Below are 17121 nucleotides of genomic sequence, written 5' to 3'. Positions count from 1 at the left end.
TTTCTGAAAAGAAATTTAATCCTCAAAAGTAGTCCAATTATAAGCACCGGCATCATAAGGAGCCGTTCTTGGATTTCCTAAAATATCATTGCCAACGCTAACATTATCGCCAAATCCTCTGGCATCAGAATTATCTCCAATGTTTAATTGGTTGTTTTGAATATCTAAGAATTTTGGATTTCCGTTTCTTTTGATTTCAGGATTGTCAAATATCCAACTGTAAAGGGTATCTGTAGTAGTACCAAATTTTATCAAACATTTGGTAAACGAATAATTGAAATCTTCTGAAGTATCAGGATCTAATTTTAATTCGTAGGTATTACTACCATAAATGATGCAGTTTTTAAAATCGGCTTGGGTCAAATCAAAAGCCACATTATTACCATTTTCTTCTTCGTAATAATTATTCAATAAAACAGCTACTTGTCGAGAACTCGACCAGTTGTTGTTGAAGGTACAATGTTTGAAATCATAACTTCCACCCAATGTACAAGCCAAAGCAGCCACTCCACCATAATTAACTACTACATTTTCTCCTTGTATTTTAGCCGTTTTGGCATAAATACCAACCAATGATGAATTATAGATTTGTGTATTCTTAATCGTCATAAAGTTTCCGTCATTACTGTCAATATTCAGCCCGACGATGGAATTCTTGATGATTACATGATCAATTTCGTTATTGGTACTTCCGGCCGTCAGCCAAATCGTTTCCCATTGTCCGGGAACATCTGCAAATCCGGGTTCTAATCGGTCGCCTTCAAAAATGATTTTGTTTTCTAAAGTTCCGATAGCTTTAAATGATGCACCGTTACCAACAATGACGCCTGAACTATCATGAAAATGGATTCTTGCTCCGGGTTGAATATTAAGTGTTTTGCCACTTGGAACAGCGGCGTAACCGTAGACTACATAAGGCTTATCGTTGCCCCAAGTATATTCATTGCCGTTAACGGGATCGTTTTCATCAAGGAAGAAGCCATAAACCGGTTCGTCAATTCCGTCTATATTCAGCGTTTCAGTTGTGCCGTCGGAAAATCTTTTTGGATATAAAAAGTAAGCATCTTGAATCAATGTAACCAATTCTACTTTTTGGAAATTATCACCGCTGTCAAACTGAATTTGATCGGTATATAAAAAATCAGTTGGATTAGCTGAAGCTACATCGGTAGTGACTTCAATGAAAATATACAAACTGTCTTTGGCCAATAATTCTACATCGTGGAAGATGCGGTTGTTTTCGCCTACCATTCCGTCAACCGTCATGCGGTATTTGGACGCTTGACCTTTGCCTAATTGAATTGTTGGAATTTTAATGTCTTTGTCACTTTTATTATAGACTTTCAAAGTATAAGTACTTGAACCAATATCGGTAAAAACGGTATCTAAATAAACTGTGTCTTTAGAAAAAGTCAAATTGCCTGTACTGGCTTCGAATTGAAAGTCTTCTCGACAAGAACTCAAGGAGATGGCTAAACCAACAATAAAAAGTATAATTATATTGCGCATTGATATCATGAATTTTTACTTTGTACCGTTCGACCTTATGGTCTCGGGTGGTAAATGTAGGTATTAAAGTTTAATTTGAAAATAAGTCAATTTGAAAATTTGAAAAATCGTCTTCACAAATAACGATAAAAAGACGCTTTTAGTATTTTCATTTTAGCAACTTTATTCCTTGTGGGAAATAAGTAGTAATTTTACAAAAAAAAAGCAATGTCATTTGATAAAGAAAAAATACTCCAATTATGCAACGAATGGTGTAACAACACTTTGATGCAAACCTTAGAAATAGAATATATTGATGCCGGAGAAGGTTTTTTAACCGCCAAAATGCCTGTTAATTCAAGAGTGCATCAGCCTATGGGATTATTACACGGTGGTGCAACGGTTGCTCTGGCAGAAAGTGTTGGAAGTGCGGCTTCGTTAATGTTCATCAATACAGATAAACAAGAAGTGCGCGGAATTGAAATTTCTGCCAATCATTTAAAAAGCAAGCGCGAAGGTATGGTCTATTGTACTGCCAGAATTATTCACCAAGGCAGAAGCATTCATCTTTGGGAAATAAAAATCACCGATGAGAACGACAAACTTATTTCGCTTTGTAAACTAACCAACATGATTTTACCAAGAAGATAATGACCGATTTATTCATCAAAGTCAAAACGCATCAAGAGCAGCAATTGCCTTTTGTGTTGTATGCGAAACCCAATTCGGATAAAATGATTGGTTTGTTCCAAAAAAATGACCATTTGTATTTTCTGGAAGATTTTGCGGCGAAGGGTTTTGTTTTTGCTCCTTTTGATGGCGATTTAATTCCGTATATTCCTCAAAAAGAATCGGATGTTTATGTAGAAAGGATTGTTGAAACGGATTATTTAGTAACCAATAATGCATTGCCGGAGATTGATGAAACAGCCAGAATAGTTTTTGAAAATTTGGTAAAAAGAGGCGTTGAAGCAATCAATAAAGGCGATTTTGAAAAAGTGGTTTTATCAAGAAAGGAAGAGGTGCTTTTGAGACAATTTGATTTAGAGTCCGTTTTCAAAAAGTTAATCACTTTTTATCCGACGGCTTTTAAGTATTGCTTTTTTCATCCGAAAATTGGCATGTGGATGGGCGCAACGCCGGAGCAATTTTTAAAGATCAATCAAAGAGCATTGCAAACGGTCGCTTTGGCCGGAACGCAAATTGCAACAAACGCAGAAAATGTGAGTTGGCCAGAAAAGGAAATTGAAGAACAACGTTTGGTTTCCGAATTCATTACTACCGGTTTGCAGGACAAAGTCAGCGAAATGACGGTTTCGAGTCCGTATTCAGTTAAAGCAGGAAATCTTTGGCACATAAAAACCGATATTACGGCAACGATAAAGTCTAAAAAAGCCAAAGCCGAAATCATTAAGATATTGCATCCAACATCGGCAGTTTGCGGTTTGCCGAAGGAACCTGCCAAAGCATTTATTATTAGGAATGAAAACTACGATAGAGAATATTATTCCGGATTTTTAGGCGAATTGAATATCGATTTTGCTACATTTCGTACAGAACAATCCGATTTGTTTGTCAATTTGCGTTGTATGAAAATAGTGGGTGATACGGCCCAACTTTTTATCGGTTGTGGCATCACCAAAGACAGTCTTCCAAAGGATGAGTTCATGGAAACGGTTAATAAATCGATGACGATGAGAAAGGTTTTGTAAATTGATAATTGATAATTGATAATTGATAATTGATAATTGATAATTTTGACAATTAATAACAGATAATAAAATGAAATTAGATATACTGGCTTTCGGAGCACATCCGGATGATGTGGAATTGGGTTGCAGCGGCACGATTGCCAAAGAAGTTTCTTTAGGGAAAAAGATAGGCATCATCGATTTAACTCGTGGTGAACTTGGAACTCGTGGTTCGGTTGAAATCAGAAATAAGGAATCCAAATTGGCGGCCGAAATTTTAGGGATTTCTGTTCGTGAAAACTTGGACATGCGCGATGGGTTTTTTGTCAATGATGAAGCACACCAAATGGAAATCATCAAACGCATCAGAAAATACAAACCCGAAATAGTGATTTGTAACGCTATTGAAGACCGACACATTGATCATGGAAAAGGAAGCAAATTAGTTTCGGATGCTTGTTTTTTATCGGGATTAAGAAGAATTGAAACTACCCATGAAGGTGTTGAACAAGAAGCATGGCGACCAAAAGTAGTTTACCATTATATCCAATGGAAAAATATCGAACCCGATTTTGTCGTAGACATTTCGGCTTTTATTGATAAAAAGGAAGCGGCTATTTTGGCTTACAGCTCACAGTTTTATTCTGAAAATTCTAATGAACCGGTAACGCCGATTGCGACGAAAAACTTTCTAGAAAGCATTCATTATCGCTCTCAGGACTTTGGAAGATTGGTTGGCGTAGAATATGCCGAAGGTTTTACAGTCGAAAGGTATTTGGCAGTCAATAGCTTATCAGATTTGATTTAAAAAAAATAAAATTTCTTTGTAAAAGTTAACTTTTACACTATATTTGCACTCGAAATACAAATGGTGATTGTAGCTCAGTTGGTTAGAGCATCGGTTTGTGGTACCGAGGGTCGCCGGTTCGAACCCGGTCATTCACCCAAAAATAAAAAGTCCTGAGCAATCAGGACTTTTTTTGTTTATGTCATTTTCTGAAAAAAATTGACTTGTTTATTTTGTAGTGGGTTTTTTTCTGAGTTCGGCACTGTCTGCGAAACGTTTCATCTCAATTTTCAGCGGTTCGCCATACAATTGTATTTCGCTATTGCCCGAAGCATCTATAGTAGCATTATTGCTGACATTGATACTGCTTTTAGAATAACCGGCTGTTTCTAAAGAAGCGTTTTTGGCCGTTAGTTTTTTACCAATAAAATCGGTGTTGTTGTCTAAACGTAATTTTAATTCAATCACATCGCCTTCAACTTCTGCGGATGATTTTTGGTACAAATCGAATCTCATTTCGCTGGAAGAAATTAGCGCTTTCACGTAAGCACTTTTACTTAAATCAATCGCGGTTTTTACTGATTTTAAATTCAATTCTACTTTTGATTTATCGTTGGCCATTAAAGTAAAACTCTTGGTGTTGGCGTTCAGAAATAATTTAGAATAATCATAAGTTTTAAAAGTGACATTGTCTAAAACCACATCGGATAAAGCAGTTACATTGGTTTCGTCTTTGGTGATAATCATATTGAACTTATCGGTATAAGTTACGCGAACGCTCAATTTTTTATAGCTAGATATGTCTTTTGAAGTTGAAATTCTTAGGTTACTTCCGGCCAATTTGTATTCAACGAATTCGATCAAATTGTCATCAGCTTCGATTTCGAGCGCACATTCATTTCCTTTTACCAAAAAAATCTCGAGATTGTCTTCTACTTCTAAACTTACAAAATCACCAATTTGCTTTTGTTCCAATTTGACAATTTTAGAGCCTTTTACCTTTTCTTTTTTTTGGGCAAAAGAAACAGACGTGAGTAAAAGAAAACTAAAGAGTATAATTTTTTTCATAAAAGTTGGTAGTTTGGTTTTTACTTGGTACAATTCATCTCGTTTTCAAAACGTGACTCGATTGTCAAAAATAGAAAAAAAAACATCCCAATTTTCATTGAGATGTTTTATTAACTTAATCTTTGGAGACGCTTCCGCCGGAAGTTTCTTCTTTTCGAACTTCTTTGGGACTATTTAAGTAGGTTATTGAACTTCCGCTTGACGCTTTGGCATCCAATAATACAGCTGCATTAACCGTTGTTGAGCTTCCGCTTGAAGATTGTGAATTCACTTCATTGGCCAATAATCCATTAGCATCTATATGACTTCCGCTAGACGAAGCAGTAAATACTTTTAGCGCTTTTCCGGTTACTTTTTGTTCGCTTCCGCTTGAAGTTTCCAAGGTTACTTTATCGGCTTCAACTTCGACTTCTAATGAACTACCGCTGCTTGATTTTAGCGTAATGTCATCACTGTTCAAAATGTTACTCGATGTAATAGTCGAACCACTAGTGCTTTCCAAACTTACGATCTTTGGCATGCGAACAATGATTTTTTTAGAAGTTACATTAATATAGTTGTCATATTCAGAACTGATGTCTAACGTACCGTTTTGTACTGTAGTGTGAATTCCGTTGATTAAATTATCGTCAGCTTCCACGGTTACTTCTAATTTATCTGAAAAGATGATTTCACATTCTAAACCTTGACTAACCGTTACTTTGTCAAAGTGGGCTACATTTCGTTTTTCGGTTATTACTTTTCCGCTTCCGCTGATGGATTTACCAAAATTAATGTTGTGATCGCATGAGGTGATTGATAAGGCTACTAAGGTAGCCGTAATCACTTTTGAAAAGAAAATTACAAATTTTGTCATGATTATTCTGTTTTAATGATTACGCCGTCGCTTCCTACAGTCAGTTTTCTTTTTTTATCTGATTTCCCTGATTTGGTTTCGGTAACTACTTTTCCGTTGATTTTTACCGTAACTGTTTCAGAAGAATCATTCTCGTCTATGATGTTAATTTCTTCAGATTGAACGCCACCTTCTGAGTCGTTGTATTCGTTTTCGTCTTTTGGACAATCCAAACATTTTACTTGAGTTTCTTCTACTTTGTAAGTGTATTTTCCTGAACTATAGTGTAAATTGAAATATTCATTGTGTGATTCGTCAAAATGTTGCACCGTTTCATCGGCTACAAATACAGTTCCTTTTGGAAGATACAAATACAATTCAACACGTTGGTCTCTATATTTACTGGCCATTTCGGTTACCAAATAGTTGTCTAGAAGTAATTGGTTACCAACCATTTTGAAACCATAGTTGATTTTTTCTGCTCTAATATTGGCTTCTTTGAATGATTTACCGTCAGCTAATTTTTCAATTTGAAGATAAGGTTGCGCTTTATCAGTGCTTTTGATTTCAAAACTAATTTGGTTTGAATATATCACTTCATTTTTAGCAGAATCCTGTGTAAACGTAAAATCTTCATGTTCGTAAATGTTTTTCGAGAAGAAATCATTGCTTACAAATTTGATTTGCAAAGTATCCGTTGGCTGAATGTTGATTACCTCTTTTTGAACCGCTTTACCTTCAAACGCTGATTCAGTAGATTGTTTGATTCCAATAACCACTAAAGCACCTACAGCAAAAATCCAAATGGCTAACAAACTGTATTTAGCAACTGCGCTTAAAGATTTCATATTGGTTACCAATAATTTTAATCCCAACAATAAGAAGAAGAACAATGGAATACCGATGGCTAAGAAAGCCAACACTCCAAAAATCCATAACGGAACATCTGTGTAGTTTACTGCGTCAACATAACGTTGCCAAGGCGCATCAATAAAAGAAGTAGTACCGAAAGTAAAAAGACCAATAAATAATCCGGCTAATGTCAAGGCAGAGAATACTAAGATGATAGCACCTAAAACTTTAGCAAATGCACCAAAGATTTTCATAATTACATCACCTAAACCACTGGCAACTCTTTCGGCACCCGACTTTACTTGGTTTCCCATTTCGTCGTAATTGGCATTTTTGAATTTGTTAGAAACACTGTCAAATTCTTCTCTCACTTTTTTTTCGATATTAGAGATGGTAACCGGTTCGCCGGTCATTTCTAATTTTTCTGAAGTGGTAATCGCTTTTGGCGTTGCAATCCAAAGAATAATGTAAGCGATGATACCAAAACTGGTGAATGCTAACAATAAGAATATGATTTTGATCCAAACGGATTCAATTCCAAAGTAGTGCCCCAAACCGGTACAAACACCACCAATTAAACCTCTGTCTTTGTCTCTGTATAGTTTTTTACGAGGAGGAAAGTTGTAATAAGGCTCAGATTTGGTTTCTTTTGAATCCTCGTCATCCAATCGGTAGTCTTCCGGTTGTCCCATAACTACAATCACTTCGTCAACATCTTTATTATTGATTACGTGTTTGTCGGTTTTTTGTTTTTCAGTCAAAAGCTCAGCCACACGCATTTCAATGTCTTTCATGATTTCGTCCTTACCGGAAGAATTAGAAAGAGAACGTTTTATAGCATCAAAATATCTTGATAATTTTTGGTATGCATCTTCGTCTATATGGAAGAATAAACCACCTATATTAATATTTACTGTTTTGTTCATGATTGTTATTTTTGATTGGTTATGATGTTAACAGCGTCTGACAATTCCGTCCATGTGCCGTTCAATTCAGTTAAAAATGTTTTTCCTAATTCGGTCAAACCATAATATTTTCTTGGCGGTCCCGAGGTTGATTCTTCCCAACGATAGTTGAGCAATCCGTCGTTTTTAAGTCTTGTCAATAGCGGATAAACTGTTCCCTCTACTACAAGCAATTTGGCGTTTTTTAAAGTGTCTAATATTTCAGAGGTATACGCGTCTTTTTCTTTTAGGACAGACAAGATACAAAATTCTAAAACACCTTTACGCATCTGGGCTTTTGTGTTTTCAATGTTCATAATACATGATTTAATTTTTTGTGATTAACATTCGTTTTTTGATTTTCCCGCTGATTAACGGTTGATGATTGAAACTGGTGATTTTTGATTTTGATTAATTCTGATTGATGATGATTCTGATTGATGATGGTTCTTTATTGATTATTTAAAGAAGGGTATACTTAACGGATACTTATAGGCTTCATCATTTGAAGCTTTTACGGCGGCGTATATAATTAGAACAAATTCGATTACTTTTAAAAAACAAAATAGAAGTACCGCTACAATTCCTAAAATGGTTAATCCTGTGATGTTTCCGGCACTTAAGTTTTCAATAACAAAATGTCTGTCGAAATTGATGTCGTTTAAAGGAACATTTTTGAATATCGAATAAATCAAAATCGGAATGGCAATTAAACATAATACGATAGTATATAGGAACATGCTTAACTGAAAATTCAAAACATTTTTACCGTTAGCATCGACAAATTCTGATTCGTTTTTCTTTGCACTCCAAATAACAATTGGAAATATATAATTTCCAAAAGGAATAAAATATTGTGTTAAAACACTCAAGTGCAAGAACGTAGCAACGCTTTTTTCGTTAGTAGTTGTCATTTTATTTGATTTTAAATTGATGATTAGAATTGATTTTTAATAATACTATAGATAGACCATTAATTTCTTATACAAAGATAAGGTTAAAAAAAGGTATTATGCAATGCAAAGTACTAAGATTTAACAAAATATTAACATTGAAAGAATCGTTGCAAACGACATCATTTTTTGTACTTTTATAGCAAAATCAAGCACTTATGGAATTTTCGCCTTCAAAATTGAATACCTTTTTATTTTTTAAATTACCATCAGCTTTTTGGTCAGGTGTCAGGGTTAAGTCCATTTCGAGTGAACAATGTGTGGTTACTGTTAAGCACCGTTGGTTTAATCAAAATCCGTTTAATTCGATGTATTTTGCCGTGCAAGCGATGGCGGCCGAACTAACAACAGGCGCTTTGGTAATGATGCAGATTAAGAAATCCGGAAAGAAAATCTCCATGTTGGTCGCCAATAACAACGGAAACTTTACTAAAAAAGCTACCGGTCGAATCACTTTCACTTGCGCCGATGGTCATTTAATAGACCAAGCCATTCAAAGAACTATAGCCACCGGAGAAGGACAAACAATTTGGATGAAATCTATTGGCATAAACGAAAAAGGGGAACAAGTCTCTGAAATGAATTTTGAATGGAGCATCAAATCAAAGTAGTCAACAAACGTTAAACCCTTTACAATTAGGGTTTTTTTATGATGATTCGATTGTAACTTTGATAAAAATAATCAAAATGAGAATACTGATTACAGGCGCGACAGGTTTAATAGGAAGCGAATTGGTAAAATTATTATTAGCAAAAGGTCATACGGTTCATTATTTGACCACTTCAAAAGATAAGATTGAATCGCAGTCTAATTATATAGGTTTTTATTGGAATCCACAAGAAGGTAAAATAGATGAGAACTGTATTTTTGAGGTTGATGCGATTATCCATTTGGCCGGAGCTAATATTGCTAAGCGTTGGACTAATGCGTACAAACAAGAAATTATTGAGAGTCGGACACTTTCCGCCGAATTGCTTTTTAATTTGGTCAAAAAACATCCAAGTCACCAAATAAAACAAATCATTTCCGCTTCAGGAACCGCTATATATCCTGATGGAATTGATAAAGTGTATGACGAAGCTACCAAAGATTCAGAAGATAGTTTCCTGTCCAATGTGGTCAAAAAATGGGAAGCCAGTGTCAACGTTTTTCAGGTACTAGGTATCAAAGTCTGCAAGTTAAGAACAGGAATTGTCTTATCTAATAAAGGTGGTGCGCTGCCCGAAATGGTAAAGCCAATCAAATTAGGATTTGGTTCTGCTATGGGATCCGGGAAACAAATCCAATCTTGGATACATGTAAATGACTTGGTTGCCTTGTATAATTTTGCTTTAGAAAAACAATTAGAAGGAGTTTATAATGCTGTTACTTCAAATCCGATAAGCAATCAAGTATTGACTAAAACGATTGCCAAAACTTTAAAAAAATCACTTTGGTTACCCAATATACCGGAATTTGTAATGAAACTGATTTTAGGCGAAATGTCATACCTATTATTTTCAAGCAAAAACCTGAGCGCCAATAAGATTTTAGATTTAGGTTTTCAGTTCCAATTCCCCGATATAGACAAAGCGATTGATAATTTATACCCATAAAAAAAGTGCTGTTAATTGACAGCACTTTTTTTTACTATAAAGATTGTTGAATTAATAATTATTACAGCTTTAAGCTAACCTAGGATAGTGTTTTTCTTAATCGTGTTAACAAATTTAATTAAAACGAAAACGTAATAGTCTTAAAATTATATTAAATTTTGGTTAAAAAAATCTGAGAATTCAAATCAGAACAACAAAAAAGAATGACAATTTGACATTTTAAAAGAAATGGCAGTACTTTTGCATTCCGAGTGTTCGGAGTAAAACTCAAAAATGAAAATCAAGAATATTTTTAAAAATACGTCACAAATGAATACGGATAACACGGATAAAGAGCCAATTGAAAATGCAACTGAAAATGTAGTGAATGAAATTGAAACGGCTGAAGAACTTAGTGTTGAAGCACAATTAGAAGAAGAATTAGCCAAAGAAAAAGACAAGTTCTTACGTCTTTTTGCAGAATTCGAAAATTTTAAAAAAAGAACTACGAAAGAACGCATTGATTTATTCAAAACTGCCAATCAAGAAGTATTGCAAGCCATGTTGCCTGTTTTAGACGATTTTGACAGAGCGATGGTTCAAATTGCTAAAACCGAAGATGAAGTTTTGTTAAAAGGCGTAGAACTGATTCATGAAAAATTGAAAAATACTTTAGTTTCCAAAGGTTTGGAGCAAGTAGACATCAGACCTGGAGATAGTTTTAATGCTGATTTTGCCGAAGCAATTACTCAGATTCCTGCGCCAAGTGACGATTTGAAAGGTAAAATCGTAGACGTTGTTGAAAAAGGATATAAATTGGGCGACAAAATTATTCGTTTTCCAAAAGTGGTAATCGGTCAATAATAAGGAATCATGAGCAAAAAAGATTTTTACGAAATATTAGGCGTTTCTAAAAGCGCTTCAGCAGAAGAAATAAAGAAGGCCTACCGGAAAAAAGCTATCGAGTTTCACCCTGATAAAAATCCGGGAAATAAAGAAGCGGAAGAGAACTTTAAAACAGCGGCAGAAGCTTATGAAGTTTTAAGTGATGCTGATAAAAAAGCCAAATATGATCAATATGGTCACGCCGCTTTTGACGGTGCTGGTGGCTATGGTGGCGGGCATCATATGAACATGGATGATATCTTCAGTCAGTTTGGCGATATTTTCGGAGGTGCTTTTGGTGGTGGAAGTTTTGGTGGTTTCGGCGGAAACGGTGGCGGACAACGCCGTGCTAAAGGAAGCAATCTTCGTATCAAAGTAAAAATGACTTTGGAAGAAATTGCTAATGGTGTAGAGAAAAAAGTAAAAGTAAAACGCAAGGTGCAAGCACCGGGCGTAAAATATAAAACTTGTTCAACCTGTAACGGTCAAGGACAAGTATTGCGTGTAACCAATACTATTTTGGGCAGAATGCAATCGGCTACCACTTGTCATGTTTGTGGTGGCGTTGGGCAAATGATTGACAGTAAGCCAAACAATGCTGATGCGCATGGAATGATATTGGAAGACGAAACCGTATCTATTAAAATTCCGGCTGGCGTTGTAGACGGCATGCAATTAAAAGTTTCAAGCAAAGGGAATGATGCTCCGGGGAATGGAATTCCGGGTGATTTAATCGTGGCTATAGAAGAATTAGAACACGATTTCTTAAAACGTGAAGGCGAAAACCTGCATTATGACTTATACATCAGCTTTCCCGAAGCTGCTTTAGGTGTTTCAAAAGAGATTGAAGCAGTAAATGGAAAGGTGAGAATTAAGCTTGAAGAAGGCATCCAATCGGGTAAAATTTTGCGTCTGAAAGGCAAAGGAATTCCGAGCCTAAACAGCTATGGTAGCGGTGATTTATTGGTGCACGTAAATGTTTGGACGCCAAAGAGTTTGAGTAAAGAACAGCGTCAGTTTTTCGAAAAATCATTAACCGATGACAACTTTATTCCGAAACCTGAAAAAAGCGACAAATCTTTTTTTGAAAAAGTAAAAGATATGTTTTCATAATTAAAAAAATAGTTTTACATTTGGTTATTACTTGGAAACAAGTAATTTCTTTTTCATAGCAATTTTTCCCATCCTTTTGTAAAAATTAGGGTGGGTTTTTTTTGTAACAAACATTTCTGTTTGACTACTTATTGGTTACTTTTACAAAAATAAAACATAAGTATGAGCAATATACTTGAAGTAAACAAAGTCGTAAAGCAATACGGTGATTACACTGCGCTCAACGAAGTTTCTTTAACCGTTCCAAAAGGCAGTATCTACGGACTTCTCGGTCCGAATGGCGCCGGAAAAACTTCCCTAATTCGCATCATCAACCAAATCACTATGCCCGACAGCGGTGAAATCATTCTCGATGGTGAAAAACTAAATCCGTCTCATGTGCATTCTATCGGCTATATGCCTGAAGAACGTGGTTTGTATAAAACCATGCGAGTGGGCGAGCAGTGTCTTTATTTGGCACAATTAAAAGGTTTGACAAAAGCCGAAGCCAAAAGAGAATTAGACTATTGGTTTGATCGTTTGGAAATTCAAGGTTGGTGGAACAAGAAAGTACAGGAATTGTCCAAAGGAATGGCACAGAAAGTACAATTTGTAGTAACCGTTTTGCACAAACCAAAGTTGCTTATTCTCGACGAACCTTTTTCAGGTTTTGATCCGGTGAATGCTAACTTGATTAAAGACGAAATCATTGAGCTGAACAAACAAGGAACATCCGTTATTTTTTCTACACACCGAATGGAAAGCGTGGAAGAAATGTGTGATTATATCGCCTTAATTCACAAATCCAATAAGCTCATAGAAGGGAAATTGACCGATGTGAAAAAGCAATTCAGAACTAACAATTACGAAGTCGGAATTCTATCAAATAACATCGAAGGTTTAATGTATGACTTGTCGCAAAAATTTACTTTGACACAAACCGATTTTAAATCGTTGAATGACGAATTGAAGTTAGAAATTAACTTAGGTAACGCTACACCAAATGAACTATTGAATACTTTAGTCCAACGCGGACAAGTAACCCATTTTGTGGAAAAAATTCCGAGTGTGAATGATATTTTTATTAAAACAGTAACAGAATAGATTGTTAGAAAGTTAGATTGTTAGATTTTTAGAAAAAAAATCTGCAATCCAAAAATCTAAGTAGTCTAATAATCCAAAAATCTAAGCAGTCTAAAAAAATGAGTAAACTTAATCTAATTATCAAGAGAGAATTTGTCGCCAAAGTGCGCAACAAATCATTCATTGTTATGACTTTTTTAAGTCCGTTATTGTTTGTGGGAATTGCCGTTTTTGTGGGTTATTTAAGTACGATGAAAGCCGATAAAAAAACAATCGCCATACACGACGAAAGCGGTTTGTTTATCAACGAATTCAAAAGCGATGACGAGTACAAATATGTCGATTTGTCTTTGGTAGATACCAAAATTCTAAAAGACAGCATCCTAAGTGAGCACTACGAAGGTCTATTGGTTATCCCAAAAACTACGGATAGTAAAACTCTTGAAGACAATATCCAATATATCTCCAATGATAGTCCAAGCGTTTCTTTTATTGAAGATGTAGAAGACGTCATCAGTCAAAAACTCACCAAAGAAAATTTTATCAAATCAGGTTTAGATACAGTAGCCATTGAGAAATCGGAAGCCAATGTTTCTATCAGCTTGTCAAAAGCTTCGGGCGAAACGGCTTTAAAAGGGTTAAACGAAATCAAAATTGCAATTGGCGGCGCATTTGGTTATTTAATTATGATGTTTATTATCATTTACGGCAATATGGTGATGCGAAGTGTTATCGAAGAAAAAGTATCTCGAATTATCGAGGTGATTATTTCCTCGGTAAAACCATTCCAATTGATGATGGGGAAAATCATCGGAACCTCGTTGGCCGGAATTTTACAATTTATGATTTGGGCTATCCTCGGATTGACCGCCATGTTTGTCATGTCCTCTATTTTCGGAATACAAATGGGCGCAACTTCGGGTGTTAATGCTCAGGCAATTGAAGCAGCTCAAAAAGGAGGTTCATTAGCTATGTATATGAAAGAACTTTGGAATTTACCTATTGCTACCATACTAATATCCTTTATATTTTATTTCATCGGCGGTTACTTTTTATACAGTTCGTTTTATGCTTCAATTGGTGCTGCTGTCGACAATGAAACCGATTCGCAACAATTTTTATTGCCTATCATTATGCCTTTGGTTTTGGGTGTTTATATCGGTTTCTTTACCGTAATCAATGATCCGCACGGAACGGTTGCAACAGTTTTTTCAATGATTCCGTTAACCTCACCTATTGTTATGATGATGCGTATACCGTTTGGTGTTCCGCTATGGCAAATAGCCGTTTCGTTGTTTTTATTGTTTGCTACTTTCTTACTTGTCGTTTGGTTTGCGGCCAAAATTTATCGCGTAGGGATTTTGATGTATGGCAAAAAACCAACTTGGAAAGAACTTTACAAATGGTCAAAGTACTAAAGATGAAAAATGCACTTTTATTGCTGTTACTGCTTTTTAGCTTTTCGGGTCAAGCCCAAAAGGAAGCCGTGCAAAAAACCATCGAAACTTTTTTTGAAGGCTTTCATGCCAAGGATACTGTAAAAATCAAATCGACTTGTAGTGAAAAATTGATGCTACAATCGATTAAAGAAAATGCGAAAGGCAATAAACTGACGGATGAAAAGGTTAACGAGTTTTATAAATCCATAGCTACTATTCCGGCAGAAATAAAGTTTGAAGAACGAATTTTAAGTTACTCCATTCAAGTCGATGGTACGATGGCTCACGCTTGGACGCCTTATGAATTCTACATCAACGGTAAGTTGAGTCACCAAGGCGTGAATGCTTTTACCTTGTTTTTGGACGGAGCAATATGGAAGATTGTTCATCTGATTGATACAAGACGAAAGTAAATAACTTAATTTTGCCTCCTAATTGCATTCCATTTGAAAAATATACTCATCATTGACGACGAAGAAAAATTGCGTGGTCTTTTAGCTCGAATAGTAAAATCGGAAGGTTTTGAGGTTATTGAAGCCGGTGATTTAAAATCGGGTTTTAAGAAATTAGAATTTAACGATATTGATGTTGTATTGTGTGATGTAAAATTACCTGACGGAAATGGTGTTGATTTTCTCGAAAAAATTAAAGCTAATTTCCCTTTAGTTGAAGTGATTTTGTTAACCGCTTTCGGAAAAATTGCCGATGGTGTTCAAGCCATGAAAAACGGTGCTTTCGATTATATCGTAAAAGGCGACGACAATGATAAAATCATTCCGCTTCTTCACAAAGCCATCGAAAAATCGCAACTCCAGAAAAAAGTCAAACAACTCGAAAAACGCATCTCCGACAAATATTCGTTTGACACCATCATAGGAAAATCAAAGGCTTTGGAACAAGTAATTGATTTGGCTAAAAAAGTAGCCAAAACCGATTCAACCGTTTTATTAACTGGTGAAACCGGAACCGGAAAAGAAGTTTTTGCACAAGCGATTCATGAAAATAGTAATCGAGTAGGAAAATCATTTGTAGCTTTAAATTGCAGTACATTCAGCAAAGAAATTCTGGAAAGTGAATTATTCGGACACAAACAAGGTGCTTTTACCGGCGCTTTAAAAGACAAAAAAGGTTTCATCGAAGAAGCCAATGGCGGTACTTTATTTCTGGATGAAATAGGGGAAATGCCTATCGATTTGCAAGCCAAATTGCTTCGTGTTTTAGAAACCAACGAATATATTCCGGTTGGCGATACGAGTTCAAAAAAATCAAATTTCCGTCTGATTGCGGCGACCAACAGAGATTTGAAAACCGAAAGTGAAAACCATAATTTCCGTTCGGATTTGTATTTTCGATTGAATATTTTCGAAATTAACATTCCGCCATTGCGCGAACGTATCAAAGACATTTCGCCTTTGACAAGTTATTTTGTCAAACAATTTTCGGCTAAAACCAATAAGGCAGCATTGCAAATCGCACCAGATTTTCTTCAAAAATTGGAAAGTTATCATTGGCCTGGAAATGTGCGAGAGCTGAAAAACATCATCGAACGCTCCGTAATTTTAGCCGATGATGTCTTAACTCCAGCTGTTTTACCTTATGAAATCCAACATCAGCAAGACAATTCCAATAAAACCCTGTCGGCTTTCTCAATGCAAAGTATTGAGAAATTACACATTCAAAAAGTACTCAATTACACCAAAGGCAACAAAGCAGAAACCGCAAGATTATTAGAAATAGGAATTGCTACCTTGTATCGAAAATTGGACGAATATAATATTCAGTAGTTTTACTGCAAATTCACAAATTCCTTCGAGTATTTTAATTTCTTTCCAAAACGATAAAAGCCTATCAATTTGATAGGTTTTTTTATGCTCTATTTTTGGTACATCAATTACAAATCCAACAGATACAATTACTTACAGCGTTTTTATTTTATTGGAACAACTTTTGGCATTAGGCGGATGAACATAAAAAATTCATTCACATGAAAAATCAGGTTACCACCATTTACAAACAAGCCGAACGTTTTGCTGAAATAACAAAATCAGCCATCGTTTCAGGAAATATTGAACGAGCCAAAAAATGTTTGGCTTTGGCCGAACGGTTATTTACTACAGGAAGTTCCGAAACCAAAAACGCCATTTCTAATGTTTACGTTTTCTCGGTTTCTACTTTCATGGAATTGCGTCATTGCAGTATTTCCAATCTTTTTCCGCAATCGCTTAAAGCGGAATATTTGAAACAAATAAACACTTCCGGAGTATGATGACCATTATTCTTTCTGCAAGCGGATTAATACTTTTCGCTCTGTTTTTTAAAATGATTCAAATCTTTGAAAAAATCTAAATTATGATACCACTTTTCATCATCGCCATAGCGGTTTTTATTTACATCTGCTATGTTTTAATTAAACCCGAAAAATTCTAAAT

The 17121-nt window shown here is 35.4% G+C and carries 19 protein-coding genes and 1 tRNA gene; 14 read left to right on the top strand and 6 right to left on the bottom strand.

Annotated elements, in window-relative coordinates:
• Positions 1–15: 15 nt before the first annotated feature.
• Positions 16–1509 carry a hypothetical protein gene (locus C8C84_RS14800; protein ID WP_121314386.1) on the bottom strand — a complete coding sequence of 498 codons (1494 nt, stop codon included), beginning with the start codon at positions 1507–1509 and terminating at the stop codon, positions 16–18.
• A gap of 207 nt (positions 1510–1716) precedes the next feature.
• On the opposite strand from C8C84_RS14800, the gene C8C84_RS14795 reads away from it, so the two are divergent.
• The 4 genes from C8C84_RS14795 (at position 1717) to C8C84_RS14780 (ending at position 4125) form a co-directional block, all read left to right on the top strand.
• Positions 1717–2139, top strand: coding sequence for a PaaI family thioesterase (locus C8C84_RS14795; RefSeq protein WP_121314385.1), 423 nt, complete (start codon positions 1717–1719; stop codon positions 2137–2139).
• Positions 2139–3200, top strand: a complete 1062-nt coding sequence (locus tag C8C84_RS14790; protein ID WP_121314384.1) for a chorismate-binding protein — start codon at positions 2139–2141, stop codon at positions 3198–3200. The genes C8C84_RS14795 and C8C84_RS14790 overlap by 1 nt, the downstream gene beginning before the upstream one ends.
• Before the next feature lie 70 nt (positions 3201–3270).
• The gene (gene bshB1, locus C8C84_RS14785) at positions 3271–3987 is read left to right on the top strand and encodes a bacillithiol biosynthesis deacetylase BshB1 (protein WP_121314383.1); all 717 of its coding nucleotides are present in this window, start codon (positions 3271–3273) and stop codon (positions 3985–3987) included.
• Positions 3988–4049: 62 nt separating this feature from the next.
• A tRNA-His gene (locus tag C8C84_RS14780) sits at positions 4050–4125 on the top strand.
• Between the two features lie 69 nt (positions 4126–4194).
• Here C8C84_RS14780 and C8C84_RS14775 read toward each other — a convergent pair.
• The 5 genes from C8C84_RS14775 to C8C84_RS14755 all read right to left on the bottom strand — a co-directional run bounded on the left by C8C84_RS14775 (position 4195) and on the right by C8C84_RS14755 (position 8579).
• Entirely contained in the window at positions 4195–5034 is an 840-nt protein-coding gene (locus C8C84_RS14775; RefSeq protein ID WP_121315089.1) for a GIN domain-containing protein, read from the bottom strand.
• Between the two features lie 115 nt (positions 5035–5149).
• Positions 5150–5890 (bottom strand): head GIN domain-containing protein, encoded by a 741-nt coding sequence (locus C8C84_RS14770; protein WP_121314382.1) that lies wholly within the window; start codon positions 5888–5890, stop codon positions 5150–5152.
• A gap of 2 nt (positions 5891–5892) precedes the next feature.
• The gene (locus tag C8C84_RS14765) at positions 5893–7647 is read right to left on the bottom strand and encodes a PspC domain-containing protein (RefSeq protein WP_121314381.1); all 1755 of its coding nucleotides are present in this window, start codon (positions 7645–7647) and stop codon (positions 5893–5895) included.
• Positions 7648–7652: 5 nt separating this feature from the next.
• Entirely contained in the window at positions 7653–7982 is a 330-nt protein-coding gene (locus C8C84_RS14760; RefSeq protein WP_121314380.1) for a PadR family transcriptional regulator, read from the bottom strand.
• A 141-nt stretch (positions 7983–8123) separates the two neighbouring features.
• A complete protein-coding gene (locus C8C84_RS14755; protein WP_121314379.1) occupies positions 8124–8579 on the bottom strand; it encodes a DUF4870 domain-containing protein in 456 nt (151 codons plus the stop codon).
• A 197-nt stretch (positions 8580–8776) separates the two neighbouring features.
• On the opposite strand from C8C84_RS14755, the gene C8C84_RS14750 reads away from it, so the two are divergent.
• The 10 genes from C8C84_RS14750 to C8C84_RS17305 all read left to right on the top strand — a co-directional run bounded on the left by C8C84_RS14750 (position 8777) and on the right by C8C84_RS17305 (position 17119).
• On the top strand, positions 8777–9229 hold the full coding sequence (locus tag C8C84_RS14750) for a DUF4442 domain-containing protein (protein WP_121314378.1): 453 nt from the start codon (positions 8777–8779) through the stop codon (positions 9227–9229).
• A gap of 76 nt (positions 9230–9305) precedes the next feature.
• Positions 9306–10214 carry a TIGR01777 family oxidoreductase gene (locus C8C84_RS14745; protein WP_121315088.1) on the top strand — a complete coding sequence of 303 codons (909 nt, stop codon included), beginning with the start codon at positions 9306–9308 and terminating at the stop codon, positions 10212–10214.
• Between the two features lie 273 nt (positions 10215–10487).
• Entirely contained in the window at positions 10488–11057 is a 570-nt protein-coding gene (locus C8C84_RS14740) for a nucleotide exchange factor GrpE (protein WP_121314377.1), read from the top strand.
• A gap of 9 nt (positions 11058–11066) precedes the next feature.
• A complete protein-coding gene (gene dnaJ, locus C8C84_RS14735) occupies positions 11067–12191 on the top strand; it encodes a molecular chaperone DnaJ (protein WP_121314376.1) in 1125 nt (374 codons plus the stop codon).
• Positions 12192–12353: 162 nt separating this feature from the next.
• Entirely contained in the window at positions 12354–13274 is a 921-nt protein-coding gene (locus tag C8C84_RS14730) for an ABC transporter ATP-binding protein (protein WP_121314375.1), read from the top strand.
• Positions 13275–13372: 98 nt separating this feature from the next.
• Complete coding sequence (locus tag C8C84_RS14725) at positions 13373–14671, top strand: ABC transporter permease (RefSeq protein ID WP_121314374.1); 1299 nt, start codon at positions 13373–13375, stop codon at positions 14669–14671.
• A 2-nt stretch (positions 14672–14673) separates the two neighbouring features.
• Positions 14674–15105 (top strand): nuclear transport factor 2 family protein, encoded by a 432-nt coding sequence (locus C8C84_RS14720; protein WP_121314373.1) that lies wholly within the window; start codon positions 14674–14676, stop codon positions 15103–15105.
• Positions 15106–15138: 33 nt separating this feature from the next.
• Entirely contained in the window at positions 15139–16476 is a 1338-nt protein-coding gene (locus tag C8C84_RS14715) for a sigma-54 dependent transcriptional regulator (RefSeq protein WP_121314372.1), read from the top strand.
• A 200-nt stretch (positions 16477–16676) separates the two neighbouring features.
• A complete protein-coding gene (locus tag C8C84_RS14710) occupies positions 16677–16958 on the top strand; it encodes a hypothetical protein (RefSeq protein WP_121314371.1) in 282 nt (93 codons plus the stop codon).
• A gap of 83 nt (positions 16959–17041) precedes the next feature.
• Positions 17042–17119: a potassium-transporting ATPase subunit F gene (locus C8C84_RS17305; protein WP_073246669.1), complete on the top strand. Its 78-nt coding sequence runs from the start codon at positions 17042–17044 to the stop codon at positions 17117–17119.
• The last annotated feature ends 2 nt before the right edge of the window (positions 17120–17121 follow it).

Source organism: Flavobacterium sp. 102 (assembly GCF_003634615.1).
Taxonomy (GTDB): Bacteria; Bacteroidota; Bacteroidia; order Flavobacteriales; family Flavobacteriaceae; genus Flavobacterium.
The sequence above is the reverse complement of the archived record's forward strand: the minus strand, read 5'-3'. Positions and strand labels throughout refer to the sequence as shown.